This window comes from Mumia sp. ZJ430 (genome assembly GCF_011751845.1).
Classification (GTDB): domain Bacteria; phylum Actinomycetota; class Actinomycetes; order Propionibacteriales; family Nocardioidaceae; genus Mumia.
Window position 1 is genome coordinate 434,920 of sequence record NZ_JAAHFK010000003.1, and the last position, 24,008, is coordinate 458,927.

24 protein-coding genes are annotated in these 24,008 nt (G+C 71.2%); 3 read left to right on the top strand and 21 right to left on the bottom strand.

Going from position 1 to position 24,008, the window contains the following annotated elements; genetic code table 11:
• The 4 genes from HCT63_RS14230 to HCT63_RS14245 form a co-directional block, all read right to left on the bottom strand.
• Entirely contained in the window at positions 1–789 is a 789-nt protein-coding gene (locus tag HCT63_RS14230; protein WP_167006028.1) for an ABC transporter ATP-binding protein, read from the bottom strand.
• Between the two features lie 87 nt (positions 790–876).
• Positions 877–1,569 carry a response regulator transcription factor gene (locus HCT63_RS14235; protein ID WP_167006030.1) on the bottom strand — a complete coding sequence of 231 codons (693 nt, stop codon included), beginning with the start codon at positions 1,567–1,569 and terminating at the stop codon, positions 877–879.
• Positions 1,566–2,759, bottom strand: a complete 1,194-nt coding sequence (locus HCT63_RS14240; protein ID WP_243843071.1) for a histidine kinase — start codon at positions 2,757–2,759, stop codon at positions 1,566–1,568. The genes HCT63_RS14235 and HCT63_RS14240 overlap by 4 nt, the downstream gene beginning before the upstream one ends.
• 69 nt (positions 2,760–2,828) lie before the next feature.
• Positions 2,829–3,794, bottom strand: coding sequence for a threonine/serine dehydratase (locus tag HCT63_RS14245; protein ID WP_167006035.1), 966 nt, complete (start codon positions 3,792–3,794; stop codon positions 2,829–2,831).
• 47 nt (positions 3,795–3,841) lie between these two features.
• On the opposite strand from HCT63_RS14245, the gene HCT63_RS14250 reads away from it, so the two are divergent.
• Positions 3,842–4,099: a PLDc N-terminal domain-containing protein gene (locus HCT63_RS14250; RefSeq protein ID WP_167006038.1), complete on the top strand. Its 258-nt coding sequence runs from the start codon at positions 3,842–3,844 to the stop codon at positions 4,097–4,099.
• A gap of 22 nt (positions 4,100–4,121) precedes the next feature.
• Here HCT63_RS14250 and ccsB read toward each other — a convergent pair whose 3' ends face one another.
• The 6 genes from ccsB to hemL are packed head-to-tail and all read right to left on the bottom strand — an operon-like array spanning position 4,122 to position 10,058.
• Positions 4,122–5,093: a c-type cytochrome biogenesis protein CcsB gene (gene ccsB / locus HCT63_RS14255; RefSeq protein WP_167006041.1), complete on the bottom strand. Its 972-nt coding sequence runs from the start codon at positions 5,091–5,093 to the stop codon at positions 4,122–4,124.
• Positions 5,090–6,769 carry a cytochrome c biogenesis protein ResB gene (locus tag HCT63_RS14260; RefSeq protein ID WP_167006044.1) on the bottom strand — a complete coding sequence of 560 codons (1,680 nt, stop codon included), beginning with the start codon at positions 6,767–6,769 and terminating at the stop codon, positions 5,090–5,092. Before HCT63_RS14260 ends, ccsB begins: the two co-directional genes overlap by 4 nt.
• Positions 6,769–7,530, bottom strand: coding sequence for a cytochrome c biogenesis protein CcdA (locus HCT63_RS14265; RefSeq protein ID WP_167006047.1), 762 nt, complete (start codon positions 7,528–7,530; stop codon positions 6,769–6,771). Before HCT63_RS14265 ends, HCT63_RS14260 begins: the two co-directional genes overlap by 1 nt.
• Positions 7,523–8,095 carry a TlpA disulfide reductase family protein gene (locus HCT63_RS14270; RefSeq protein WP_208322443.1) on the bottom strand — a complete coding sequence of 191 codons (573 nt, stop codon included), beginning with the start codon at positions 8,093–8,095 and terminating at the stop codon, positions 7,523–7,525. Before HCT63_RS14270 ends, HCT63_RS14265 begins: the two co-directional genes overlap by 8 nt.
• On the bottom strand, positions 8,092–8,748 hold the full coding sequence (locus HCT63_RS14275) for a histidine phosphatase family protein (protein ID WP_167006050.1): 657 nt from the start codon (positions 8,746–8,748) through the stop codon (positions 8,092–8,094). Before HCT63_RS14275 ends, HCT63_RS14270 begins: the two co-directional genes overlap by 4 nt.
• The gene (hemL, locus tag HCT63_RS14280) at positions 8,745–10,058 is read right to left on the bottom strand and encodes a glutamate-1-semialdehyde 2,1-aminomutase (RefSeq protein ID WP_243843038.1); all 1,314 of its coding nucleotides are present in this window, start codon (positions 10,056–10,058) and stop codon (positions 8,745–8,747) included. The genes HCT63_RS14275 and hemL overlap by 4 nt, the downstream gene beginning before the upstream one ends.
• 281 nt (positions 10,059–10,339) lie before the next feature.
• On the opposite strand from hemL, the gene HCT63_RS14285 reads away from it, so the two are divergent.
• Complete coding sequence (locus HCT63_RS14285) at positions 10,340–11,725, top strand: lytic transglycosylase domain-containing protein (protein ID WP_167006056.1); 1,386 nt, start codon at positions 10,340–10,342, stop codon at positions 11,723–11,725.
• Between the two features lie 3 nt (positions 11,726–11,728).
• On the opposite strand, the gene hemB is transcribed toward HCT63_RS14285, so the two are convergent.
• The 7 genes from hemB to HCT63_RS14320 all read right to left on the bottom strand — a co-directional run bounded on the left by hemB (position 11,729) and on the right by HCT63_RS14320 (position 19,333).
• Positions 11,729–12,721 (bottom strand): porphobilinogen synthase, encoded by a 993-nt coding sequence (gene hemB / locus HCT63_RS14290; RefSeq protein ID WP_167006059.1) that lies wholly within the window; start codon positions 12,719–12,721, stop codon positions 11,729–11,731.
• 2 nt (positions 12,722–12,723) lie between these two features.
• Positions 12,724–14,298 (bottom strand): uroporphyrinogen-III C-methyltransferase, encoded by a 1,575-nt coding sequence (gene cobA, locus HCT63_RS14295; RefSeq protein ID WP_243843072.1) that lies wholly within the window; start codon positions 14,296–14,298, stop codon positions 12,724–12,726.
• 150 nt (positions 14,299–14,448) lie between these two features.
• A complete protein-coding gene (hemC, locus tag HCT63_RS14300) occupies positions 14,449–15,372 on the bottom strand; it encodes a hydroxymethylbilane synthase (RefSeq protein WP_167006064.1) in 924 nt (307 codons plus the stop codon).
• On the bottom strand, positions 15,369–16,685 hold the full coding sequence (locus HCT63_RS14305) for a glutamyl-tRNA reductase (RefSeq protein ID WP_167006067.1): 1,317 nt from the start codon (positions 16,683–16,685) through the stop codon (positions 15,369–15,371). The genes hemC and HCT63_RS14305 overlap by 4 nt, the downstream gene beginning before the upstream one ends.
• The gene (locus HCT63_RS14310) at positions 16,682–17,365 is read right to left on the bottom strand and encodes a redox-sensing transcriptional repressor Rex (RefSeq protein WP_167006070.1); all 684 of its coding nucleotides are present in this window, start codon (positions 17,363–17,365) and stop codon (positions 16,682–16,684) included. The genes HCT63_RS14305 and HCT63_RS14310 overlap by 4 nt, the downstream gene beginning before the upstream one ends.
• A 151-nt stretch (positions 17,366–17,516) precedes the next feature.
• Entirely contained in the window at positions 17,517–17,789 is a 273-nt protein-coding gene (locus HCT63_RS14315; protein ID WP_243843039.1) for a glutaredoxin family protein, read from the bottom strand.
• On the bottom strand, positions 17,786–19,333 hold the full coding sequence (locus tag HCT63_RS14320) for an AMP-binding protein (RefSeq protein WP_167006078.1): 1,548 nt from the start codon (positions 19,331–19,333) through the stop codon (positions 17,786–17,788). Before HCT63_RS14320 ends, HCT63_RS14315 begins: the two co-directional genes overlap by 4 nt.
• A 110-nt stretch (positions 19,334–19,443) precedes the next feature.
• Between HCT63_RS14320 and HCT63_RS14325 the strand changes: the two genes are divergently transcribed.
• Positions 19,444–20,271: an HAD-IB family hydrolase gene (locus HCT63_RS14325; protein WP_167007162.1), complete on the top strand. Its 828-nt coding sequence runs from the start codon at positions 19,444–19,446 to the stop codon at positions 20,269–20,271.
• Positions 20,272–20,277: 6 nt separating this feature from the next.
• Here HCT63_RS14325 and HCT63_RS14330 read toward each other — a convergent pair whose 3' ends face one another.
• The 4 genes from HCT63_RS14330 to HCT63_RS14345 form a co-directional block, all read right to left on the bottom strand.
• Positions 20,278–21,579 (bottom strand): lysophospholipid acyltransferase family protein, encoded by a 1,302-nt coding sequence (locus HCT63_RS14330; RefSeq protein ID WP_243843040.1) that lies wholly within the window; start codon positions 21,577–21,579, stop codon positions 20,278–20,280.
• Positions 21,572–22,555 carry an NAD-dependent epimerase/dehydratase family protein gene (locus HCT63_RS14335; RefSeq protein ID WP_167006082.1) on the bottom strand — a complete coding sequence of 328 codons (984 nt, stop codon included), beginning with the start codon at positions 22,553–22,555 and terminating at the stop codon, positions 21,572–21,574. The genes HCT63_RS14330 and HCT63_RS14335 overlap by 8 nt, the downstream gene beginning before the upstream one ends.
• 16 nt (positions 22,556–22,571) lie before the next feature.
• A complete protein-coding gene (locus HCT63_RS14340; RefSeq protein WP_100414870.1) occupies positions 22,572–22,673 on the bottom strand; it encodes an AURKAIP1/COX24 domain-containing protein in 102 nt (33 codons plus the stop codon).
• Between the two features lie 108 nt (positions 22,674–22,781).
• On the bottom strand, positions 22,782–23,972 hold the full coding sequence (locus HCT63_RS14345; protein WP_167006085.1) for an acetoin utilization protein AcuC: 1,191 nt from the start codon (positions 23,970–23,972) through the stop codon (positions 22,782–22,784).
• Positions 23,973–24,008: the final 36 nt, after the last annotated feature.

Sequence of the window (24,008 nt, forward strand, 5' to 3'; positions counted from 1 at the left end):
TCAGCCCGCCAGCCCGGCGATGGCGGCCACGACGTCGTCGGCGCTCGGACGCACCAGCGTCCCCGCGAGCTGCCCGTCGCGCAGCAGCACCACACGGTCGGCGTACGAGGCAGCGGTCGGCTCGTGCGTCACCATCACGACCGTCTGGCCGAGCTCGTCGACCGAACGGCGCAGGAATCCGAGCACCTCGGCGCTCGAGCGGCTGTCCAGGTTGCCGGTGGGCTCGTCCGCGAAGACCACGTCCGGCGACGACAGCAGCGCACGGGCGATCGCGACGCGCTGCTGCTGCCCGCCCGACAGCTCCGGCGGCCGGTGGGTGAGCCGGTCGGCCAAGCCGAGCACCTCGACGAGCTGGTCGAGGCGCCGCCAGTCCGGCTCACGGTTGGCGAGCTCGAGCGGCAAGAGGATGTTCTGGCGAGCGGTGAGGGTCGGGATCAGGTTGAACGCCTGGAACACGAAGCCGACGTGCTCACGGCGGAACCGTGTGAGGGCGTTGTCGTCCAGGCTGCCGAGCGCGATGCCGGCGACGCTCACCTCGCCTGCGGTCGGCGTGTCCAGACCCGCGAGGCAGTGCATCAGCGTCGACTTGCCGGAGCCCGAGGGGCCCATGATCGCGGTCAGCCGGGCCCGCTCGATCTCCAGGTCGACGCCGTCGAGCGCGTGCACCTGCGCGTCGCCGCGCCCGTACGTCTTGACGAGCGAGTGGGTACGGGCGGCGATCGCGTCGGGCGGCGCTCCCCCCGGCTCGAGGGTGGTTCCGGGAGTACGAGGACGAGAAGAAGAGGTCATGCCGTCACGCTAGGTTCGGGCACCCCCGCGAAGCGTCGGCCTGAGGGTCGGTCCCGGCGCGACCCCGTCATACCGTGGTCGTACGGATCAGGGTGTGGGCCGCACCAGGCCGGCGTCGTACGCGAGGACCACGAGCTGGACCCGGTCGCGGCTCCCGGTCTTGGACAGCAGCCGGCCGATGTGTGTCTTCACGGTCGGCTCCGCGACGAAGAGGCTGCTGGCGATCTCGGTGTTGCTCAGGCCCTGGGCGATGAGCAGCAGGACCTCGCGCTCGCGGTCGGTCAACGCCTCCAGACGCGGGTCGGGTGGCTGCTCGTCGTCAGGAAGCTGGTCGGCGAACCGGTCGAGCATCCGGCGCGTGGCACTCGGCGCGACCACGGCGTCGCCACGGTGCACGTCACGGATCGCGCTGAGCAGCACCTCGGGAGGAGCGTCCTTCAGCAGGAACGCCGAGGCTCCCGCACGCAGCCCGGCGTACACGTACTCGTCGAGGTCGAAGGTCGTCAGCACCACGACCCGTGCCGTGACACCTCGCTCGGTCAGGGCACGGGTCGCGGCGACGCCGTCCATGCGGGGCATTCGCACGTCCATGAGGACCACGTCCGCGCCGGTGACCGACAGGCGCTCGACAGCGTCCAGGCCGTCGGCCGCCTCGCCCACGACCTCCATGTCGGGCTGCGACTCGACGAGCATCCGGAAGCCCGCCCGGACGAGCTGCTGGTCGTCGACGAGGAAGACCCGCAGAGGCCGGTCCGCCGGACCACCTGACGACGTGCTCACGTGCCCTCCTTGTCGTACGGGATCCTCGCCTCGACCCGGAACCCGCCCCCGAGCAGCGGGCCCGCCTCGACGGTTCCGTCGTGGAGGGCGATCCGTTCTCTGATCCCGAGGATCCCGTGCCCACCTCCGGCCGACGGCACCGGACCCACGTCCGCGGCATCCGGCAGCCGGCCCGCCGGAGCGGCAGCCCCACCATCGTCCTCCACGCGGACGAGAACGTGGTCCCCCGCGATCGCGACCTGCACCCGCGCCCGCACGTCCGGAGCCGCATGCTTCAACGTGTTGGTCAGTGCCTCCTGCACCACCCGGTAGACCGTGAGGCCGGCGGCCGGATCGATCTCCCGGGGGTCGCCGACGAGCTCGGTACGGACATCGAGCCCGCTGCGCCGCACCTGCTCGACCAGGCCACCGATGTCGGCCGCCGTCGGCATCGGCGTCCGCTCGGCCTGGGTCGCGTCCTCGTCCCCCCGCAGCAGCCCGAGCAGCCTTCGCATCTCGGCCAGCGACGCGCGCGACGTGCGCGAGATGGTCTGCAGCGTCTCCACCGCCACCTCCGGGCGGGTCCGCGACGCGTACAGGGCGCCGTCGGCCTGGACGACGATCACGGACAGGCTGTGCGCCACGACGTCGTGCATCTCCCGCGCGATCCGAGCCCGTTCCGCGGCGGCGGCGATCGTCGCCTGCTGCGCGGCGTCGCGCTCGAGCTGCCGTGCTCGGTCCTCGAGCCCGGCGATGTACTCGCGCCGCGTCCGCATGTAGGCCCCCATCGCCCATGGTGCGAGCACGACGAGGCTCATCATCACGACGGTCGCGACCGTGCTCGTGCCCGGGGAGTCGCGGTACCAGTCGGCCGTGGACAGGACCGCGCCCAGGAACCCGACGCCGAGACCCGCCCGCCGAGCCCACAAAGGCCCGTACGCGGCGATCGCGTACAGCGACAGCAACAGCGAGAGGTCGGCGTAGTACGGCACGTCCGTCACGAGCAGCTGTCCGGCCAGGAGGGCAGATACGGCGGCGAACGAAGCCACCGGCGCCGAACGCCGCCAGGCCAGCGGCAGGAAGATCAGGATCTGGTACGCCGCGTCGATACTGGCGGACATGCCGAGGGCGAACGGGATCAGCGGGACGATCAACATCCCCGTCAGTGCAGCGTCGACCCAGCCCGGGTGCGCCCGAATCCGCCCGACCATCGCTCTCACTACGTCAGGGTAGGCGCCCTCGGCGGGCCACCCATCAGACCACGGTCTGATCTCGCGGGATCACCCCAGCAGCCGCGCGAGCGTCTCCGGCGGCACGTTGCCCCCAGAGGCGACCGCCACCGTCGTCCCGGCCACCGGGCCGACCCTCCCCGCCAGGACTGCTGCGGCGGCGACCGCGCCGCTCGGCTCGACCACCAGCCGGGAACCTCGTACGACCGTGCCGACGGCGGCGAGGATCTCGTCCTCGCTCACCGTGACGACGTCGTCGACGAACGCCTGCACGTGCGCCCAGTTGAGGACTCCGACCGAGTCCGTCCGCAGCCCGTCGGCGACGGTGCGGGACGTGTCGGCGACCGACCACACGCGGCGCTCCCCGGCGGCCCACCCCTCTGCGAGGTCACCCGCAAGCTCCGGCTCGACCGCGATCACGCGCACGTCGGGGCGCAGCGCCTTGACGGCAGCCGCGATGCCGCTGACCAGCCCTCCCCCGCTGACCGGGACGAGCACCGTGCCGAGATCGGCGACCTGCTCGACGATCTCGAGCCCGACCGTTCCCTGGCCCGCGATCACGTCCGGGTCGTCGTACGGGGGGATCAGGACGGCGCCGGTCTCGGCGGCGATCTGCTCGGCGCGGGCGAGCCGCTCCGAGGGCGGCACGATCACGATCTCCGCACCCCAGCGGCGGGTCGCCTCAACCTTCAGCGACGGCGCGTTGTCGGGGATGACGATGGTGGCACGTACGCCGGCGGCCCTCGCCGCGTACGCGACCGCCTGCGCGTGGTTGCCCGACGAGTGCGTCACGACGCCCCTCTGGCGTTGTGCCGTGTCGAGCACCGCCACCGCGTTGGTCGCGCCGCGGAGCTTGAACGCCCCGGTCGGCTGAAGGGACTCCGCCTTCAGCCACAACGGCACGTCACCGTCGGGTTGCACCAGCGGGACGACCGGCGTCCGCAGGCACGTCGAGGCGATCCGCTCGGAGGCGTGCTCGATGTCGGAGAGGGTCACCAGCCGGGGGGATGCGCTCATACCTCCAGCCTAGGCAGAGTCCTCGCCCGCACGAGTAGGCTGGGCGCATGGCAAAGGCGATCCCGATCATCATCGTCGTCGCACTCGCGGTCTACACGCTGTTCGACGTGATCGCCACGCCGCGCGAGCGCATCCGGGCACTGCCCAAGCCCGTGTGGGTGCTGCTCGCGCTCGTCCCCGCGCTCGGGGTGCTGCTGTGGCTCACGGTCGGCAAGTCGCGGACGAAGCCGTCCGGCCCGCCGCGTCCGCAGCGACCGATCACCCGCGGGCCCGACGACGACCCCGACTTCCTCCGTGGCCTCTGACCGGCGGCGCGGCGCGGCGCGGCTACTTCGCGTACGAGTGCAGGCCGGGGAAGAACAGGTTGACCCCGACGAAGCTGAACATGAACGTCGTGAACGCGACCAGCGCGAGGATCGCGGCGGCCTTGCCCTTCCAGCCCGCGGTCGCGCGTGCGTGGAGATAGCCGGCGTACGCGACCCACGTGATGAACGCCCAGACCTCCTTGGGGTCCCATCCCCAGGGCCGTCCCCACGCGTGCTCGGCCCAGATCGGGCCCGAGATCAGCGCGGCGAACGTCCAGACCGGGAACGAGAACGCCGTCACGCGATAGGCGAGCTGGTCCATCGAGGCCGCGCTCGGCAGCCGCGAGAGATAACCCTTCGCGCCGCCCTTCGCCTCGGCTCGTGACTTCACCAGGTAGAGGATCGACGCGCCCGCACCGATGAGGAACCCGGCACCCGCGACGATCGCGGAGGCGACGTGGATGACGAGCCAGTACGAGTCGAGCGCCGGCACCAGCGGGCCGGCCGGGACGTACACCGTCATCGACAGGCCGAGCATCACCACGGAGAAGCCGAGCACCAGTGGCGCGAGCCAGTCGATCTTCATCCAGACGACCATCGCGAGGTAGCCGACGAGCACAACGGAGATGCCCGTCATCGCGAACTCGTACATGTTGCCCCACGGCACCCGCTCGGCGGCGAGTCCGCGCGTGACGACCCCGGCCAGCAGGACCGCCAGGCCCAGGACGGTCAGCGAGAGCGAGATGCGTCCGGCGAGGTCGCTGCGCTCCTCGGCGACGACTGCGTCACCGCCGTCGGCGGTCGCGCCGTCGACGGTGCTCGCGGCACCGGCACCAACGAGCGCGGGCTCCGCGACCGGCACGGAGCGCTGCGCGCGGACGGCCTTCGAGCCGAACGCCCACTGCGCGACGGACGCGAGCCAGGCGAGCGCGAGCACCGCCGTCGCCGACGCGATCGCGTAGTTCGAGAAGTTCGCGTAGTCCTCGAGAGTCATGCTTCGTCCCTTGTCGTGGCGGCCTTCGTCGGTGCAGCACTCGTCGGCGCAGCCTCTGACTCCGACACCGTGTCGTAGCTCGATCCAGTATGCCCCGTGCGTTCCTTGAGACGCCCCGTGAGGTCGTCGACGCTCTGCTCGACGTCGCTGCGCGGGACGCGGTCGAGCGCGGCGACCTCGACGAGCGTCGTGCCGTCCTCGCGGCGCCGGGCACGCACCCACGTACGACGCGGACGGATCATCAGCGACAGCACGAGACCGATCGCGCCGATCGACACTCCCCACAGCGGCACCATGACGCCGGGCTGCGCGCTGAACTGGAACCGCGCGAACTGGCGCAGCTCGACGAACTCGACCGTGCCCTTGCCGTCGGGAAGCGACACCGACTCACCGGGCGTGAGGATGATGCGCAGCGGCTTGTCGTCGTCACCCATGAACTGCGTCAGCTCGTCCTTGTCGAGCACGTAGACCGACTGCGCCTCGCCGTCGTCCAGCCCGAGGTCTCCGTAGTAGGCGAACAGCCCGAGCACCGGGTTCGCGGCCGCCGGGTGCGCCGACATCGGGATCTCCTCATCCCCGGTCGACACGCCGGTCGGCAGGAAGAACCCCTGGAAGCCGAGCTGCGTGGGACGTGCGTCCGGCACCTTCACGACACCGTTGGAGGTGTACGTCGGGTCCGACGGCAGGAACGGCACCGCGTCCTCGAACACCACACGCCCCTTGCCGTCCTTCACCCGGACCACCGGCGCGTAGCCCTGCCCGACGAGATAGACCGACGCGCCGTCGACGCGCAGCGGGTGGTTGACCTTGAGCTCGTACGGGCGCGGCTCCTCGCCAGGTTTGTCAGTCACCGTGCCGTACGCGACGAAACTGCGCGGCGCCCCGCGCTGCGGCCCCTCGAGCTCGAAGCGCGAGTCGAACTCGTCGAGCGTCATCGAGAACGGCGGCAGGTCGTCGGTGTCGAACAGCCCACCCGCGGTGAACTCGTCGAACTGCGTGAGCGTGTTGGAGTAGCCGCCGCCCTCGGCGACGATCGCGTTGCCGCGGTAGCCGAGCAGGCTCATCGATGCGACGCCGACGAGCACGACGACGAGGCTGACGTGGAAGACCAGGTTGCCGAACTCGCGCAGGTAGCCCTTCTCGGCACGCACCTCGCCCGCGACGACCGTCCCGGACTCGTCCGTCTCGGTGACGGTGTCCTTGCGGGCGAGGCCGAGGCTCTTGGCGGCGTCGTCGAGGACCTTCTCCACGTCCGCCGTCGTCTCGTACGTGGCCGACGCGGGCAGGCGCGAGAAGTTGCGGGGCGCCTTCGGTGGGCGGGCCCGCAGCGCACGGGCGTACACACCGACGCGCGGCACGATGCAGCCGATCAGCGACACCATGAGCAGGAGGTAGATCGCGCTGAACCACACCGACGTGTAGACGTGGAACGCCCCGAGCTTGTCGAGCACCGGGGCGAGGTCCGGGTGCCGCTCGACGTATGCCGCGACGGCACGCGGGTCGACACCGCGCTGCGGCACGATCGACCCCGGCACCGCGGCGAGCGCGAGCAGCAGCAGCAGGAACAGCGCCGTCTTCATCGACGTGAGCTGGCGCCACGCCCATCGCAGGGTCTCGAGGAGCGAGAGCGCGGGCGCGGTGGCCCTGCCCTTCGGTCCGCGACTCTTCTCGGACATCACACCACCGGTTCGAAGCTGCCGACCCAGGAGGTCAGCTCGGTCATCAGCTGCCCCCACAGCCCGGTCACAAGGAGCACGCCGACGACGACCAGCAGGCCGCCTCCGACGAGCGAGATCGCCCGCTGGTGACGACGCACCCACGCCGTCGCCCGCGCGAAGCGGCTGAACGCGAACGCCGCCAGCAGGAACGGCACGCCGAGGCCCAGGCAGTAGACGGCGGTGAGGAACGCGCCGCGCCCTGCCGTGCCCTCGTTGTACGCGAGGCCGAGCACCGCGCCAAGCGCAGGACCGATGCAGGGCGTCCACCCGATCGCGAACAGCACGCCGAGCAACGGCGCCACCGCGAGGCCGACCGACGGCACCGCGTGGACGCGGACGTCACGCTGCAGCCACGGGACGAACCCCATGAAGGCCAGTCCGAGCAAGATCACGATGATGCCCATGACGATCGAGATCGGACGCTCGTACTCGCGCAGCTGCATCCCGACCGACCCGAACAGCACCCCGTACGAGACGAAGACGGCGCTGAAACCGAGCACGAACAGCCCCGCGCCGAGCACCAGGCGTCCGCGCTGACGGGCGGACTTGCCGTCCGCCGCGACCTCGGCCGCGGTCATGCCGGAGACGTACGAGAGGTAGCCGGGCAGCAGCGGGACCACGCACGGAGAGAAGAACGACACGAGACCCGCGAGCAGCGCGACGCCTGTCGCGAGCAGCAGCGAGCCCGAGAGCACGGTGTCGTACGCCCAGTCACCCATCGCTGGCCTTCGCGTCGTCGATCAGCCCGCGCAGCGTCGACTCGGACACGGACCCGAGCATGCGCGCGGCGACGGTGCCGTCCGAGGCGATCACCCACGTCGTCGGCACCGCCATCGAGGGCAGGCTGTCGCGGAAGCCGAGCACGGTCTTGCCCGACGGGTCGTAGAGCGACGGATAGGTGATGCCGAAGTTCTCGTCGTACGCCTTCGCCGCCGCGCGCGAGTCGCGGATGTTGATGCCGAGGAACTGGACGTCGTCGCCCGTCTCGGCGTCGACCGCCGCGAACGCCGGCGCCTCGACACGGCACTCCGCGCACCACGAGCCCCACACGTTCACCACGACCGTCTTGCCGGCGAAGTCCTCTAGGGCGATCGGATCGCCGTCGAGCGACTCCCCCTCGAGCGCGGGAGCGGGCTTGCGCTCGCCCACCTCCGGGGCCGTGATCGAGCCGTCGCCGGCGACGAAACCACCCGTGGTCTCGTCGGCCTGCGTGGACGACGAGCAGCCGGCGAGCAGCGCCACGGCAGCGGCGGTGACGACGAGGCGGGCGAGGCGCACGGTCACGCGCCTCCGACGAACTTCTTGCGGAGCTTGGCCGGGATCAGGTCGCCGGCCGGCTCGTTGTAGGCGACCGCGACGGGCACGTCGCCCTCGTACGTGACCGACGTGACGCTGGCCAGCGAGCACTGGCGCTTGCGCGGGTCGTGCAGGTAGCGGCGGCGCTCGACGGTCAGCCGTGCCACCCAGATCGGGAGCTGGTGCGAGACGATGACGGCCTCGTGCCCGCGCGCGGCGTCGCGCGCGTCGCCCATCGCCTCGAGCATGCGCGCGGCGATCTGCTTGTACGGCTCGCCCCACGACGGCGTGCTCGGGTTGCGCAGCATCCACCAGACGCTCGGGTGCTTCAGCGAGCCGTCGCCCACGCCGAAGGTCCTGCCCTCGAACTGGTTGCCTGCCTCGATGACCCGCGGATCGGTCGTCACGTCGAGACCGAGCGTCTTGGCGATCGGCTCCATCGTCTCCTGCGCCCGCTCGAGCGGGGAGGCGACGAGGTGGGTGATGTCCTCACCGTCGAAGTACTCGGCCCCACGCTCGGCCATCTGACGGCCCAGGTCGGACAGGTGGTAGTCGGGAAGGCGGCCGTAAAGGACGCCTGCGGGGTTGTGCACCTCGCCGTGCCGCATCAGGTGCACGATCGTACGGTCGCTGCTGCTCATGGGGCCATTGTCGCCGCAGCGGCACGTGCAGCGGGCTCCAGGGCTCGCTCGATGTCCTCGAGCGCGTCGGCATCCAGAGCGTCGGAGACGAACCACGCCTCGAACGCACTGGGAGGCAGGTAGACCCCGTGGTCGAGCATCGCGTGGAAGAACGCCTTGTACGCCGGCTGACTCTGGGCCTGGGCGTCGGCAAAGTCGACGACCGGCTCCGTACGACCGAGGAAGACGCTGAACAGGTTGCCCGCGGCCTGCACGACGTGCGGGACGCCGGCAGCGTCGAGCGCCTTGGCTGCCAGGCCCTGGATCGTGCCCGAGACCTCGTCGAGGTGGGCGTAGACCGCGTCGGTGGCCAGACGCAGCGTCGTCAGCCCGGCCGTCGTCGCGACAGGGTTCCCGGAGAGGGTGCCCGCCTGGTAGACCGGCCCCTCGGGCGCGAGCTGGCGCATGATCTCCTCGCGACCGCCGAACGCCGCCGCGGGGAAGCCGCCGCCCATCACCTTGCCGAAGGTCATGAGGTCGGGCGCCCAACCCTCGTGAGCGCCGTCGAGACCCCAGTGGCCGCTGCGGCTGACCCGGAACCCGGTCATGACCTCGTCGGAGACGAAGAGCGCACCGTGCGTGCGGCAGGTCTCGGCGAGGAATGCGTTGAACCCCGGCAGCGGCGGGACCGCGCCCATGTTGCCCGGCGCCGCCTCGGTGATGACGCAGGCGATCTGGGCGCCGTGCTCGGCGAACGCGGCAGCGACAGCCTCGTGATCGTTGTACGGCAGCACCAGCGTCTGCGCGGTCGAGGCGGAGGGGATGCCCGGCGTCCCCGGAAGCCCGAACGTCACGACGCCCGAGCCGGCCTCGACGAGCAGCGCGTCCACGTGCCCGTGGTAGCAGCCGGCGAACTTCACGATCAGGTCGCGGCCGGTCCAGCCGCGCGCCAGCCGGATCGCCGACATGGTCGCCTCGGTCCCCGAGGAGACCATGCGCACGAGGTCGACCGGTGTCCGAGCGACGATCTCCTCCGCGAGTGCGACCTCGGGCTCGCTGGGCGTGCCGAAGGAGGTGCCTCGTACCGCCGCCTCGCGCACAGCCTCGATGACCTCGGGGTGCGCATGGCCCAGCAGCATCGGGCCCCACGACGCGACGAGGTCGACGTACGAGTTGCCGTCGACGTCGGTGAGTCGGGCGCCCTTGCCCTCGCGCATGAAGCGGGGCGTCCCACCCACGGCGCGGAAGGCGCGGACGGGCGAGTTCACTCCGCCCGGCGAGACGGCGCGGGCGCGGTCGAACAAGGTCTGCGAGATCTCGGAGCCAGGCACCCGGCCATTGTCCCCGACCGGGACAAGCATCCAGATCGGGTGGTCATTTCGGCCCTTCCCTCGCCAGCAGCCCCGAGATGTGATGCGATGGTGACCGGACGTGGGAACGACGGCCGGTAGCGACCCGAGGTCCCGTCTAGTGTGGAGGCTGAGGAAGTGCTGAATTTTGAGGTGACTGTTAGCCAGATCACCTGCACTTCCCTAAGGTGGGCTCCGAACACGTGGTGGCAACACGTGTCCGGGACATCGCGAGATCGGGCTCACGAGGAGTGATGAGGCGAATGGCGGAACGCGACGAGCGCACCGAGCGCGGCGACAAGAGCAGCAGCTGGTGGCAGACGACCGCAGCGCTGCTCCCCTGCGCGCTCATCGCCGGCGCCTGGGGCGCCGCCGTCGCGATGCCGGGCCAGGGCGGTCCGGTCGACGCCGCCGCCTACACCGCGTACGACGAGGGGTCCCCCGAGGTCCCCGTGAGCGGCCCCAACCTCCAGGTCACGCCCGGTCAGGACCCGGTCCAGCAGCAGTCACTGAGCCAGGTCGCGGGTCCGCCCGTGGTCTCGGCCCCCTCGGACATCCCCGCGCCCGCCCTCGCCGCCTACCAGCGGGCCGCCAGCGTCATGGCCGCGACCAAGCCCGAGTGCAAGCTCTCGTGGGAGCTGCTCGCCGCGATCGGCCGCGTCGAGTCCAACCACGGCCAGTTCGGTGGCGCCACCGTCATGAGCACCGGCGCGACGACGCGCGCCATCATCGGGATCCCCCTCAACGGCACCAACAACACCGCACGCATCCCCGACACCGACAAGGGCGCCTGGGACGGCGACGCGGTCTGGGACCGCGCGGTCGGCCCGATGCAGTTCATCCCGTCCACGTGGACCTCCGTCGGGGTCGACGCCGACGGTGACGGCAAGGCCAACCCCAACAACATCAACGACGCGGCGCTCGGCGCAGCGGTCTACCTCTGTGTCGGCGGCCACGACCTGAGCACCGACACAGGCGCCCGCGCGGCGCTGATGTCGTACAACCGCTCCACCACGTACGCCGACCAGGTCCTGACGATCGCGCGCGGCTACGGCTCCGCCAACCCGATCGGTCTGCTCCCGAACGCCCCGTTCCCCGGCTCGCCCTCCCTGCCGCTGGGCCCCCTGGGTCCCACGCCACTCTCCCCGCTCCCGGGTGGCCCGGGCGCCGGCAACTCACAGCCGACCCCGACGATCGTGAAGCTCACCGTCAAGCCGCCCAAGCCCGTCAAGCCCCCCAAGGGCAGCCTGACGGTCCAGCCCGGCAAGCCGACACCTCCGCCGACGAAACCGACGGACCCGCCGACCAAGCCGACCGATCCCACGGACCCGACCACGCCGACGGACCCGACCGATCCGACCGATCCGACGACGCCGACGGATCCCACCGATCCCACGACGCCGACAGACCCGACGACGCCCACGGATCCGACGCCGACCGAGCCCAGCACTCCGACGGAGCCGGACCCGACCGACCCGCCGACGACGACGCAGCCCGACCCCGAGCCCACGGCGACCGAGCTCGCCCAGGTGTTCTGCGCGACGCTCGGGGTCAGCGGCGAGACGCTCCAGAAGTGCGTCGACGCCTACGTCACGGCGTACGCGAACGGCAAGGAAGCCGCCGAGGCTGCCGCGTCGGCCGCTGTCTGAGCCTCAGCGCGCGAGGCGGGCGGCGTACTCGCTCGCCCAGTAGGTCAGCACGATGTCGGCGCCCGCGCGCCGGATCGAGAGCAGGGTCTCGGCGATCGCGGCATCCCGGTCGATCCAGCCCTTGGCGGCGGCGGCCTCGACCATCGCGTACTCGCCCGAGATGTTGTAGGCCGCCACGGGCACGTCGACCGCGGCGCGGACCGAGGCCACCACGTCGAGGAAGCCCATCGCCGGCTTCACCATGACGATGTCGGCGCCCTCGGCGATGTCGAGCGCCACCTCTCGCAACGCCTCGCGGCCGTTGGCCGGATCCTGCTGGTACGTCCGGCGATCACCCTCCAGCGACGACGACACCGCCTCGCGGAAGGGGCCGTAGAACGCCGACGCGTACTTGGCCGCGTACGCCAGCACCCCCGTGTCGGTGAGGCCCGCCTGGTCCAGCGCCCGGCGGATGACACCGACCTGGCCGTCCATCATGCCGCTGGGGCCCAGCAGGTGAGCCCCTGCACGCGCCTGGGCGAGCGCCATCTCGGCGTAGATCGCGAGCGTCGCATCGTTGTCCACCCGTCCGTCGGCGGTCAGGACGCCGCAGTGGCCATGATCCGTGAACTCGTCGAGGCACAGGTCCGACATCACGACCAGCGCGTCGCCGACCTCCTCGCGGACGTCACGGATCGCGACGTTGAGGATGCCGTCGTCGGCGACTGCGCCGGAGCCGGTCGCGTCCTTGCACTCCGGCACCCCGAAGAGCATGACGCCCCCGAGACCGAGCTCGGCCGCCTCGACGACGGCCTTGCGCGCCGAGTCACGCGTGTGCTGGACGACGCCCGGCATGCTCGAGATCTCCCGCGGCTGCGCGAGCCCCTCGGCGACGAACATCGGCAGCACGAGCTGGCGCGGCTCCACCGACGTCTCCGACACCATCCGGCGCATGGCCGCAGTGGTGCGGAGACGTCGGGGCCGGACGTCGGGGAAGGCACCGTCGCGCGAGACCATCATCAGCTCCGGCGGCGCGAGCCCTTGGTGCGCTGCGACGGTTTGGTGACCGGGTCACCCGCGTCGATCATCGTCCGACGACGCTTCGCGCCGAAGTCCGCGAGCGCGTCGGCGAGGACCTCCGCGGACGGCGACGGCGCGACCACGTCGACCCGCAGGCCGTGCTCCTCGGCGGTCTGCGCGGTCGCCGGGCCGATGCAGGCGATCACGGTCGTGGCGTGCGGCTTGCCGGCGATGCCCACGAGGTTGCGGACCGTCGAGCTCGAGGTGAAGACCACCGCGTCGAACTTGCCGGACTTGATCGCCTCGCGGGTCGGCGCCGGCGGCGGCGCGGCGCGCACGGTGCGGTAAGCCGTCACGTCGTCGACCTCCCAGCCGAGCTCGACCAGACCGGCGACGAGCGCCTCCGTCGCGATGTCGGCACGCGGGAGGAAGACCCGGTTGATCGGGTCGAGCAGCGCGTCGTACGGCGGCCAGTCCTCGAGCAGACCCCGCGCCGACTGCTCCCCGCTGGGGACCAGGTCCGGGCGGATGCCCCAGGCGGCAATCGCCTCGGCGGTCTTCTCACCGACCGCGGCGACCTTGAGGCCGGAGAACGCGCGCGCGTCCAGACCGTACTCGTCGAACTTCTCGCGGACGGCCTTGACGGCGTTCACGCTGGTGAACGCGACCCACTCGTACCGGCCCTCGACGAGGCCGCGCACGGCCTTGTCCATCTGCTGCGGGTTGCGCGGGGGCTCGACGGAGATCGTGGGGACCTCCTCGGAGACCGCGCCATAGCTGCGCAGACGGTTGGCGAGGGTCGCGGCCTGCTCCTTGGTGCGGGGCACCAGGACGCGCCAGCCGAACAGCGGCTTGGTCTCGAACCACGACAGCGTGTCGCGCAGGTTGACGACGTCGCCGACCACCGTGACCGCAGGAGGCGCCATCTTGGCGGCTTTGGCGTCGGCAGCGACCTTCTCGAGCGTCGAGACCAGCGTCGACTGCTCGGTGGTCGTCCCGACCCGCGTCATCGCGACGGGGGTCTCGGGGGCACGACCGGCCTCCATGAGGCCGTTCGCGACGTCCTTGATCGTGTTGACGGCGCTGAGGATGACGACGGTCTGGTCACCGGCGTACGGGGCCCAGTCGATCTTGGTCTCGCCCATGCGGACGATGGCGACCTCGCGGTGCGAGCGGCTCGTCAGCGGGACACCGGCGTACGCCGGGACGGCCGACGCCGACGAGACGCCGGGAACGATCTCGAAGGAGATGTTCGCCTTGTTGCAGGCCTGGGCCTCTTCGGGGCCCGTCGCAAAGGTGAACGGGTCGCCCACGAGGAGCCGTACGACGTTCTTGCCACCCTTGGCGTGCTTCACGACCAGACGGCCGCGTGCCGACGGGGTCAGCACCCCGCCGTCCTCGCCGTGACCGCCGTCGACGACCTCTGCGCCCTCGGGCACGAGTGCCGCCTGCTCCGGGGACTCGATGATCACGACATCGGCGGCGTCGATCAGCTCCTTCGCGCGGAGCGTGAGGAGGTCGGCGTCACCCGGTCCTGCCCCGACGAAGCTCACGTGGCCGACGGGACGCGTCACGGCGTCCGGGGCCGTCGCGTCGTCGGCAGCACTGCCAGCAGGCGCGGCCTGCTCGGGCTCGCTCGCCTTGCGCTTACGGGTGGCGGTGGAGGTGCTCACGGTTCTCATTCCTCGTCTGCCTCAGGGGGACTGACTCACGGGGGTGTGTCTTCATGGGGCCACGGCTCGCATCAGCGAGTCGGCGCCCTCGGCGAGCATCTCGGCAGCGAGACGTTCGCCGATCCCGACCGGGTCCTGGACGGATCCGGTCGCGGACAGTCGGATGGACGGTGCGCCGGAGGGATCTCCGACGAAGGCGCGGAGCCACAGCTGGGGGGTGCCGTCGTCGTCGACGACCTCGGCCCACGCCCCCACGGGGGCCGAGCATCCCGCCTCCAAGGAGGCGAGCAGGCTGCGCTCTGCGGTGACGGCGGCGTGGGTCGCGTCGTCGTCGAGGTGGGCGAGCAGGGCGACGACCTCGCTGTCGTCGGCACGGCACTCGCACGCCAGTGCACCCTGCCCGGGTGCGGGGAGAACTTGCAGCGGGTCGAGGAGCTCGGTCGCCTCCTCGATCCTGCCAAGGCGACGCAAACCGGCGGCGGCCAGCACGACCGCGTCCAGCTCGCCGTTGCGGACCTTGCCGATCCGCGTGTCGACGTTGCCGCGAAGGCCGACCACCTCGACGCCGAGGCCCAGCGCGTTGAGCTGGGCGGCGCGCCGCGGGGAGCCGGTCCCGATCCGGGAACCGGGCGGGAGCTCGCCGAGCGTCAGACCGTCACGCGCCACGACGGCGTCGCGGGGATCGACCCGCGGCGGCACCGCAGCCAGCGCGATGCCCTCGGCGGGTGCGGTCGGAAGGTCCTTCAGGGAGTGGACGGCGACGTCGACCTCGCCGGCGAGCAACGCATCGCGCAGCGCCGACACGAACACGCCCTGACCGCCGAAGTCGGTCAGCGGCCTGCTGTTGCGGTCGCCCTCTGTCGAGATCGTCACCAGCGTGGTCTCGACGCCGGTGAGCTCGCTGAGGCGCTCGGCGACCTGCGCCGACTGCGTCGTCGCCAGTGCGCTCGCCCTCGTACCGACACGGAGGGTCATGCCTGACCACCTCCGCTCGAGAGCGGCTTGTCGACCGAGCTGACGGCCTCGATCGACGCGGGGTCGAGCGCGAAGAGGTCGGCAAGGGCGTTCGCGTAGGTCAGGGCGTCCGGACGGCCGGCCATCTCCTTGATCCGTACGGTCGGCTGGTGGAGCAGCTTGTCGGCGACGCGGCGCACGGTCTGACGCAGCTCGGCGACCACCTCGGGATCGACGTCGCGCAGACGTCCTTCGAGCCGCGCGAGCTCGGACTCCACGACACCGGTCGCCATCGACCGCAGTGCCACCACGGTCGGGGTCACCTTGGCCGCGTGCCGCGCCGAAAGGAACGCCGCCACCTCGCTCGAGACGATGTCGCGGACGGCATCGATGTCGGCGGTGCCCTTCTCGTCGGCGAGCATCTCCTGCAGCGCCGCGAGACCGAGCACCATGACACCGGGCAGGCCGGCGACGTCGTCGTCGAGGTCACGCGGGAGCGCGAGATCGATCATCACGTACGGGGCTGCACGGCCCGTGGCCGCGCGGCGCACCTGGTCGGCGCCGATCACCGTGCCGGTCGCGCCGGTGCAGGAGATCACGAGGTCGGCGACGCCCAGCGCGTCGTCGAGCTCCGTCCACGGCACCGCGGTGGCGCCGATGCTGAGCGCGAGCCGTTCGGCGCTCGCGTGGGTCCGGTTGGCGATGCTCACACTCGCCACGCCACGTCGTGCCGCAGTGGCCGCAGCGAGGGACGCCATCGCACCGGCGCCGACGACGAGGACACGCATGTCCTCCAGGCGGTGGCCGGCCTTGGCGACCAGCTCGAGGGACGCGGCCACGAGCGACGGCCCTGCGCGGTCGATCTCGGTCTCGGCGTGGCCGCGCTTGGCGATGCGCAGCGCCTGCTGGAAGAGCACGTTGAGCGCGGGACCGACGGTCGCGTCGTCCTGGCCCCGCTGGAGCGCCGTACGGACCTGGCCGAGGATCTGGCTCTCGCCGACGACCATCGAGTCGAGCCCGGCGGCGACGGAGAACAGATGGGCGACGGCAGCGTCGTCGTAGTGGACGTAGATGTGGCGGAGCAGGTCGTTGCGGGTCAGCCCCGAGCGCTCGACGAGCAGGTCGGAGATGTCCTCGACGGACCCGTGGAAGCGCTCGGCCTCGACGTAGATCTCGACGCGGTTGCAGGTGGATACGACCAGCGACTCGCTGACGTGGCTCGCCTCGAGCGCGTCCTGGGCGACCTTGGCGATCTCTTCACCATCGAGAGCCACCTGCTCCAGCACGGAGACCGGCGCGCTACGGTGCGAGACGCCGACGACGAGGACGCTCATGCCTCGACCTCCACACCGGGGGCCCGCTTGCGCTGCTCGTGGTACGCGAGGATCTGGAGCTCGATCGACAGGTCGACCTTGCGGACGTCGACACCCTCGGGGACGGCGAGGACCGCCGGGGCGAAGTTGAGGATGCTCGTCACACCTGCGGCGACGAGACGGTCGGCGACCTCTTGCGCGGCGTCACCCGGGGTCGCGATCACGCCGATCGAGCATGCGTGCTCGGTGACGAGACGGTCGAGCTCGTCGGTGTGCTGGATCGGGAGGTCGCCGTGGACCTCACCGACGCGGCTGCGGTCGCCGTCGACCAGCGCGACGATGCGGAAGCCGCGTGAGCGGAACCCGCCGTAGTTGGACAGCGCCTGACCCAGGTTGCCGATGCCGATGATGACGACGGCCCAGTCCTGGTTGACGCCGATCTCGCGCGCGATCTGGTAGCGGAGGTACTCCACGTCATAGCCGACACCGCGGGTGCCATAAGATCCCAGATAAGACAAGTCCTTGCGGAGCTTGGCCGAGTTGACTCCCGCTGCCGCGGCCAGCTGTTCGGACGACACCGTCCGGAGTCCGGTCTCACCGAGACCGGTGAGTGCGCGTAGATAGACCGGGAGCCGCGCGACCGTCGCCTCAGGGATTCCCGAGACGGGCCGGCCGTTGGCCTGCGCTCGCAGCTGGTTCACATCGCTCCTGGCACCGCGGGAGGGGGTCCGGAATGTTGCCGGCGGGTTAACACCGGTGAACACCGGCTGCTCCACTGTAAGAGCTTGTGAACGTGAGAACAAAATCGAGGACGGGCTCCAGACACCGTGAGACGGGTCACGTCCTCGCTGCTCAGGCGGTGAGGGCCGTGCGCAGGCGCGTCGGGTCGACCCGCCAGAAGTCGTGCTGACGTCCGTCGACGAACGTCACTGGGATCTGCTCGCCATAGACGTGCATCAGCTCGGCGTCGCCGCTGATGTCGACCTCGCGCCACGTGACCCCGAGGTCGGCGCACACCTGGCCGACCAGCGCGACCGCATCCTCGCACAGGTGACAGCCCGGCTTGGAGTAGACGACCACTCGTGCCGTGTCGGTTGACCGGCTCTCTGTCGGGTCCGTGCTCACTGCAGCCCCAGCACTCCTCGTCGCGCCTCGGCCGCCCGAAGGCGGCTCTTGGAGATCTCGCCGGTCGTCGTGTGCGGCAGCGAGTCCACGACCACGATCTCACGAGGAACCTTGAACCGGGCCAGGCGGCCCTGGGCGTGCTCGAGCGCAGAAGCGGCGAGCTCGTCGGCGTCGGCATCGGGGTGCGAGGCGACCACGTACGCCCGTACGGCCTCGCCGGTTTCACGGTCCTCGACACCCACGACGGCCACCTCCGCCACGCCGGGCGCGTCGGCGAGGACCTCCTCCACCTCCCGCGGGAAGACGTTGAAGCCGGACACGATGACGAGATCGCGGAGGCGGTCGACGAGCATCAGATCGCCGTCGGCATCGAGGATGCCGACGTCGCCGGTGGCGAACCAGCCGTCGTCCTGCGGCCCTCCCGACCCGTCGGGCCAGAACCCGCTGAGCAGGTTGGGGCCACGCAACCAGATCTCTCCCGGGTCACCGAGCTCGGCATCGGCGCCGTCCTTGTCGACCAGGCGGAGCTCGAGACCCGCGACCGGAGCACCGACCGACGTGGGCTTGTCGCGCGGCCGCCCGAGCGTGGTCGTGACGACCGGCGCCGCTTCGGTGAGGCCGTACCCCTGCTGGAGCGGATGGCCCGAGGTCACGCCGAACTCCTCGACGAGATCGGCCTCGATCGGCGCCGCACCGCTGAGCAGGAGCCGGACGCCGGCGAGCGCCGCCTGGACGCCCGGCCGGCCGCACCAGGCGGCGACGACCGGAGGGGCGAGGGGCACCACGGTCACCCCGTGGCGTACGACCACCTCGAGGGTCCCTTCGACGTGGAACCGGTCGACGAGCACGCTGCAGGCACCCTGACGCACGGCCTGCCCGAGCACGGCGTTGAGCGCGAAGACGTGGAAGAGCGGAAGCATGATCACGACGACGTCGTCGGGCCGCACGGGTGCGGGCTCGATGGCCGCGACCTGCTCCATGTTGGCCAGCAGGGCGCGATGGCTGAGGATCACGACGCGCTGGTCGGTCGAGGTGCCCGAGGTCGCCATCAGCAGCGCTGTGGTCTCGGGATCCGGCGGCGCCGGCGGGAGTCCGTTGGGGCCGGGCGTGACCTGGAGGAGCTCGGAGAACGGTCGTACGGGAGCCTGCGGGGCCTCGTGGCCTGTGACGACGGTCGGCAGCCCGGCCCGGGCGAACGCGTCAGCCCACTCGGCTTCGCAGACGACGAGCCGGACACCCGTGGTGGCGCACAGCGCGGTGACCTCGTCGCGAGGCGCACGAGGGTTCGCCGGGACCACGATCAGGCCGAGGCGGAGCGCGGCAAAGTACGTGACGGGCAGCTCGAGGCGGTTGCCGAGCACGAGCGCGACACGCTGCCCGGCAACGAGCCCCTGCCCGGAGAACCAGGCCGCGACGCGCGAGACCTGGTCGTCGAAGGCCGCCCAGGTCAGGGCGCGCTCCGCGCCGTACCCCTCCACGAATGCTGTGCCGTGAGGGTCGGCCATCGCCTGCCGGCCCGCGAGCTCCGCGACGTTCACCGTCATGGCGACGAGTCTGACACAGCCACGATCGCCTGCCGCGGTCACGCGATCGGTAGGCTCTTGCCGTGGACGCGAACGGGTACCGACCGCCTCGCAACCTGCGAGCCCGCTCGATGCTCGCCGGCGAGGCGGCTGCGGCTGCGGCCGAGGTCGAGTCGACGCTGGCCGTGCCCCCCGATCTCGAGGCAGCCGCGTTCTTCGACGTGGACAACACGATCATGCAGGGCGCGTCGCTGTTCCACCTCGCCCGCGGGCTCTACAAGCGTCGGTTCTTCACGACCCGCGAGATCGCCAGCGCCGCCTGGAAACAGGCATACTTCCGCTACGCGGGTGTCGAGGACCCTGAGCATGTCGATTCCGCGCGCGCGTCGGCGCTGGCGTTCATCGCCGGCCACCGCGTCAGCGAGCTCGAGGAGGTCGGCGACGAGATCTTCGACGAGACGATGGCGAGCCGGATCTGGCCGGGGACGCGCGCGCTCGCGCAGCGGCATCTCGACGACGGGCAGCGCGTCTGGCTGGTCACCGCGGCGCCGGTCGAGATCGCCCGCATCATCGCGCGCCGCCTCGGGCTGACCGGCGCGCTCGGCACGGTGGCGGAGTCCGTCGACGGCGTCTACACCGGTCGGCTGGTCGGCGACATGCTTCACGGCCCCGCCAAGGCGGACGCGATCCTCGCGCTCACCCGCGACGAAGGCCTCGACCTCGATCGCTGCTCGGCATACTCCGACTCCTTCAACGACCTGCCCATGCTCTCGCTCGTCGGCCACCCCTGCGCCGTCAATCCCGACGCGCACCTGCGCGACCACGCGAGGCGCGAGGGCTGGATGATCCGCGACTTCCGCACGGGGCGTCGCGCGGCGAAGGCCGGGCTCGTCGGCGCCGCGATCGCGGGGGCCGTCACCGGCGCCGCCCTCGGAGCGGCCCGCGCCCGCCGCCACTAACCCGCGTCAGATGAAGGGGTGGCCGCGGTCGACGAGGAGGGCGTACAGCGTCTGCTGGATCGTCTCGCGCACCTGGTCGGTCACGTTGAAGACAAGCATCGGGTCGTCGGCCGCCTCAGGCGGATAGGCGTCGGTACGGATCGGGTCCCCGAACTCGATGATCCACTTGCTCGGCAGCGGGATCATCCCGAGCGGGCCGAGCCACGGGAAGAACGGCGTGATCGGCATGTACGGCAGCCCGAGCAGCCGCGCCAGCGACGGCACGTTGCCGACGAGCGGATAGATCTCCTCGGCCCCGACGATCGAGACCGGGACGATCGGCACACCCGCACGCATCGCGGCCGACACGAAGCCGCCGCGGCCGAAGCGCTGCAGCTTGTAGCGCTCGCTGTAAGGCTTGCCGACGCCCTTGAACCCCTCGGGCCACACCGCGACGATGTGCCCCTCGGCGAGGAGCCGCTCAGCGTCCTCGCTGCAGGCCAGGGTGGCTCCCATCTTGCGTGCGAGCTCACCGACGAACGGGAGGGTGAAGACGAGGTCGGCCCCGAGCAGCCGCAACGTACGGTGCGCGTGGTCGTTCACGACGAGCGTGGTCATCGCGGCGTCGACCGGGATCGTGCCGGAGTGGTTGGCGACGACGAGGGCACCGCCGTCGGACGGTATGCGCTCCGCGCCGCGCACCTCGATCCGGAACCACTTCTCGGCGATCGGACGGAGTGCGGCCATCCCGATCGCGTGCAGCTGCGGGTCGAGACCGAAGCTGTCGATCTCGTAGTCGCCGGTCAGGCGTCGGCGCAGCTGCGCGAGGAGCTGCGCTGCCTTGGACTCCCAGTCCTCGCCGAGAACGCTCTGCGCCCCTTCTGTCAGCGCGCTCACCCAGTCGGAGAGCGGGATGCCGGTAGGGGGGGTCGACGCGTCCGCGTCGTCGTCCTCGCCGTCGTTGCGGATCAGCTCGAGGCGTGGCGCGACCGGCTCCGGCTCGGGCGGCTCCGGGGACTCGGGCGGCGACGGCATCTCCTGCGGCGTCACCGAGATGAGCTCGACCGGGCTCCCGATCGGCGGCACATCGACCTTCGGCGCGATCTGGACGGCGGACGTTTCGGGTTCGACCGGGGAACCGGCGGCCTCGGTGGTCTTCTTCGCCGGCTTCGCGGCGGCGGTCTTCTTCGCGGCGGTCTTCTTCGCGGCCGTCTTCTTCGCGGGGCCAGCCAGCGACCGGGCGGCCGAGGACGGGGTCGCCTTGCCCGTCCCTCGCCCTGGGCGTCCACGCGTCCCGAGGGGGGCGTCGTCCTTCGGCACGTCAGCCACGCGCGCCTCCCAGCGCCGAGAAGAGCCCCGGATCGATCGCCTCGGCGAACGCGTCCAGGGTCTGCGGAGTGGAGTAGAGGACCTCGTACTGGAGCTCACGCTCCAGCTTGCTGCCGTCGACCACCCGGCCGTACATGAACAGCCTCGTCAGCTCGGGCGTGAAGTCGGAGCTCATCAGCCGCACCACGCGCTCGGTGACGCCGTTGAAGCCGACCGACGGCAGCCGCAGCAGCGGGCGCCCGAGTCTGCGGGCCATCTGGCTCAGCGTGAGCACCCCCGGCCCGACGACGTTGTAGCTGCCTGTGACGTCACCGGTCGCCGCGAGGGCCAGCACGTTGAGCGCGTCGTACGGATGAAGGAACTGCAGCCGCGGGTCGTACCCCAGCATCGCCGGGAGGACCGGCAGCTTGAGGTACTCGCCGAACGGCGACAAGACGTCGGCCGCGAGCACGTTGCTCAGCCGAAAGGTCGACACGGCCACGTCGGGGCGGCGCCGCCCGAAACCCCGGACGTACGCCTCGACGTCGACCGCATCCTTCGGGAAACCGACGGCGATGCCGGAGCGCGCCGCCATCTGCTCGGTGAACATCGCCGGGTTGCGCGCCGACGTGCCGTACACAGCCGTCGACGACTGCACGACGAGCCGCTCGACGGTCCGCGAGTTCTGGCACGCGGCGAGCAGCTGCATCGTGCCGATGACGTTGATCTCCTTGACCGCACTGCGCGAGCCGAGCTGGCGCTGCGGAGGAGCGACGTTCATGTGCACCACGGTGTCGACGTCCTCGACGGCAAGGACCTTGCCGACGACGGGCGTGCGGATGTCGGCGCGCACGTATTTGATCCCGTGCATGTCGCCGCTCGGCGGCGAGACGTCCAGCCCGACCACCTTGTCCACGCCGGGCGTGACGACGAGGCGGCGCGCGAGCCTCGAGCCGAGATCGCGCGCGACGCCGGTCACCAGGACGACGCGGCCCATCGCGGTGCGCCGAGGGCTACTTGCCGAGCTTGCGACGCTGGACGCGCGTGCGCTTGAGAAGCTTGCGGTGCTTCTTCTTGGACATCCGCTTGCGGCGCTTCTTGATGACAGAACCCACGGTTCACCTTCTCTGTATCTGACGCATGCCCCGGGCGTGGGGCAGACCAGCCAAGGGTACGGGCACTGCGGGCAGGAGCGCCAAACGCCCCTGCCTGCAGAGAGAAGATCAGGGCATCGGGTCGAGGCCCCAGAACGGAAATACCTCGTTGCGGGTGGCGAGGATCTGCCGGTCGAGCCAGCTCGCGGGGTCGTAGCCCGAAGACCAGTCCCGGTACGACGTCGAGCGCCCGTCGGTCATCCGCAGAGGCGCGCTGCCGCCGCCCTTGATCTCCACGACGCGGCGCCGCCACGCCTCCGGCGTGAGGGTCTCAGGGTCGATCGGGCGCCCCGCGACGATTGCCATGAGGTGCGCCCAGGCCCGCGGCACGACGTCGAGGACGGCGTAGCCGCCCCCTCCGTACGCCACCCAGCGCCCTTCGCAGACCTCCTGGGCGAGGTCGTGCAGCGCGAGGTACGACGCGCGCTGGCCGTCGACGCTGAGCATGAGGTTGGTGAGCGGGTCGTCCATGTGGGAGTCGCAGCCTTGCTGGGTGACGAGCACGTCGGGCTTGAACTCGCGGACGACCTGGGGGACGACGGCGTGAAAGGCCCGCAGCCAGCCGGCGTCGGAGGTGCCCGGCGGCAGGGCGACGTTGACCGAGGTGCCCTCGGCGTCGCCGGCCCCGATCTCGGAGGCCAGGCCCGTCCCCGGGAACAAGGTCTGCGGTGTCTCGTGCAGGGAGACCGTGAGGACCCGGGGGTCGTCGTAGAAGACCGCCTGGACGCCGTCGCCGTGATGGGCGTCGACGTCGACGTATGCGACCCGCTGCGCACCGTGGTCGAGCAGCCAGCGGATCGCGACCGCGACGTCGTTGTAGATGCAGAATCCGCTCGCCCGGTCGGGCATCGCGTGGTGCAAGCCCCCGCAGACGTTGAGTGCGTGCAGGCTGTCGCCGGTCCACACCCGCCGCGCGGCCTCGACGGATGCGCCGACGATCAACGCGCTGGCGGCGTGCATGTCGGCGAAGGCCGGGTTGTCGTCCGTCCCGATGCCGACCGAAGGGTCGGGGCGCGAGGGGTCGGCGCTCACCGCACGGACCGCCTCGATGTAGCGCGGCGTGTGCACGGTCGCCAGCAGCTCGTCGGAGGCGGCTTCGGCGCCCACCTTCTGCAGGCCGTCGCCGATCACGCCGAGCTCGGTGGCCAGATCCATCGCGAGGTCGACCCGGATCGGCGCCATCGGGTGCGTGGGCCCGAAGTTGTAGCCGGTCAGGCGATCGTCACAGACGACGCAGGCGCTCCCGGGTCCCTGATCCATGCCACCCAGCGTAGCCCTGGCGTGTGAGACAGGTCT

Bases quoted from the DNA above. Each gene is read 5' to 3' on its own strand.
- HCT63_RS14275 (WP_167006050.1), bottom strand. From the start codon at position 8,748: ATGAGCAGCAGCGACCGTACGATCGTGCACCTGATGCGGCACGGCGAG.
- HCT63_RS14245 (WP_167006035.1), bottom strand. From the start codon at position 3,794: ATGAGCGCATCCCCCCGGCTGGTGACCCTCTCCGACATCGAGCACGCC.
- HCT63_RS14345 (WP_167006085.1), bottom strand. From the start codon at position 23,972: ATGGATCAGGGACCCGGGAGCGCCTGCGTCGTCTGTGACGATCGCCTG.
- HCT63_RS14305 (WP_167006067.1), bottom strand. From the start codon at position 16,685: ATGAGCGTCCTCGTCGTCGGCGTCTCGCACCGTAGCGCGCCGGTCTCC.
- HCT63_RS14230 (WP_167006028.1), bottom strand. From the start codon at position 789: ATGACCTCTTCTTCTCGTCCTCGTACTCCCGGAACCACCCTCGAGCCG.
- HCT63_RS14240 (WP_243843071.1), bottom strand. From the start codon at position 2,759: ATGGTCGGGCGGATTCGGGCGCACCCGGGCTGGGTCGACGCTGCACTG.
- hemC (WP_167006064.1), bottom strand. From the start codon at position 15,372: ATGACCCTCCGTGTCGGTACGAGGGCGAGCGCACTGGCGACGACGCAG.
- HCT63_RS14320 (WP_167006078.1), bottom strand. From the start codon at position 19,333: ATGACGGTGAACGTCGCGGAGCTCGCGGGCCGGCAGGCGATGGCCGAC.
- hemB (WP_167006059.1), bottom strand. From the start codon at position 12,721: ATGGTCTCGCGCGACGGTGCCTTCCCCGACGTCCGGCCCCGACGTCTC.
- HCT63_RS14260 (WP_167006044.1), bottom strand. From the start codon at position 6,769: ATGTCCGAGAAGAGTCGCGGACCGAAGGGCAGGGCCACCGCGCCCGCG.
- HCT63_RS14265 (WP_167006047.1), bottom strand. From the start codon at position 7,530: ATGGGTGACTGGGCGTACGACACCGTGCTCTCGGGCTCGCTGCTGCTC.
- HCT63_RS14250 (WP_167006038.1), top strand. From the start codon at position 3,842: ATGGCAAAGGCGATCCCGATCATCATCGTCGTCGCACTCGCGGTCTAC.
- HCT63_RS14335 (WP_167006082.1), bottom strand. From the start codon at position 22,555: ATGGGCCGCGTCGTCCTGGTGACCGGCGTCGCGCGCGATCTCGGCTCG.
- HCT63_RS14325 (WP_167007162.1), top strand. From the start codon at position 19,444: ATGCTCGCCGGCGAGGCGGCTGCGGCTGCGGCCGAGGTCGAGTCGACG.
- ccsB (WP_167006041.1), bottom strand. From the start codon at position 5,093: ATGACTCTCGAGGACTACGCGAACTTCTCGAACTACGCGATCGCGTCG.
- HCT63_RS14285 (WP_167006056.1), top strand. From the start codon at position 10,340: ATGGCGGAACGCGACGAGCGCACCGAGCGCGGCGACAAGAGCAGCAGC.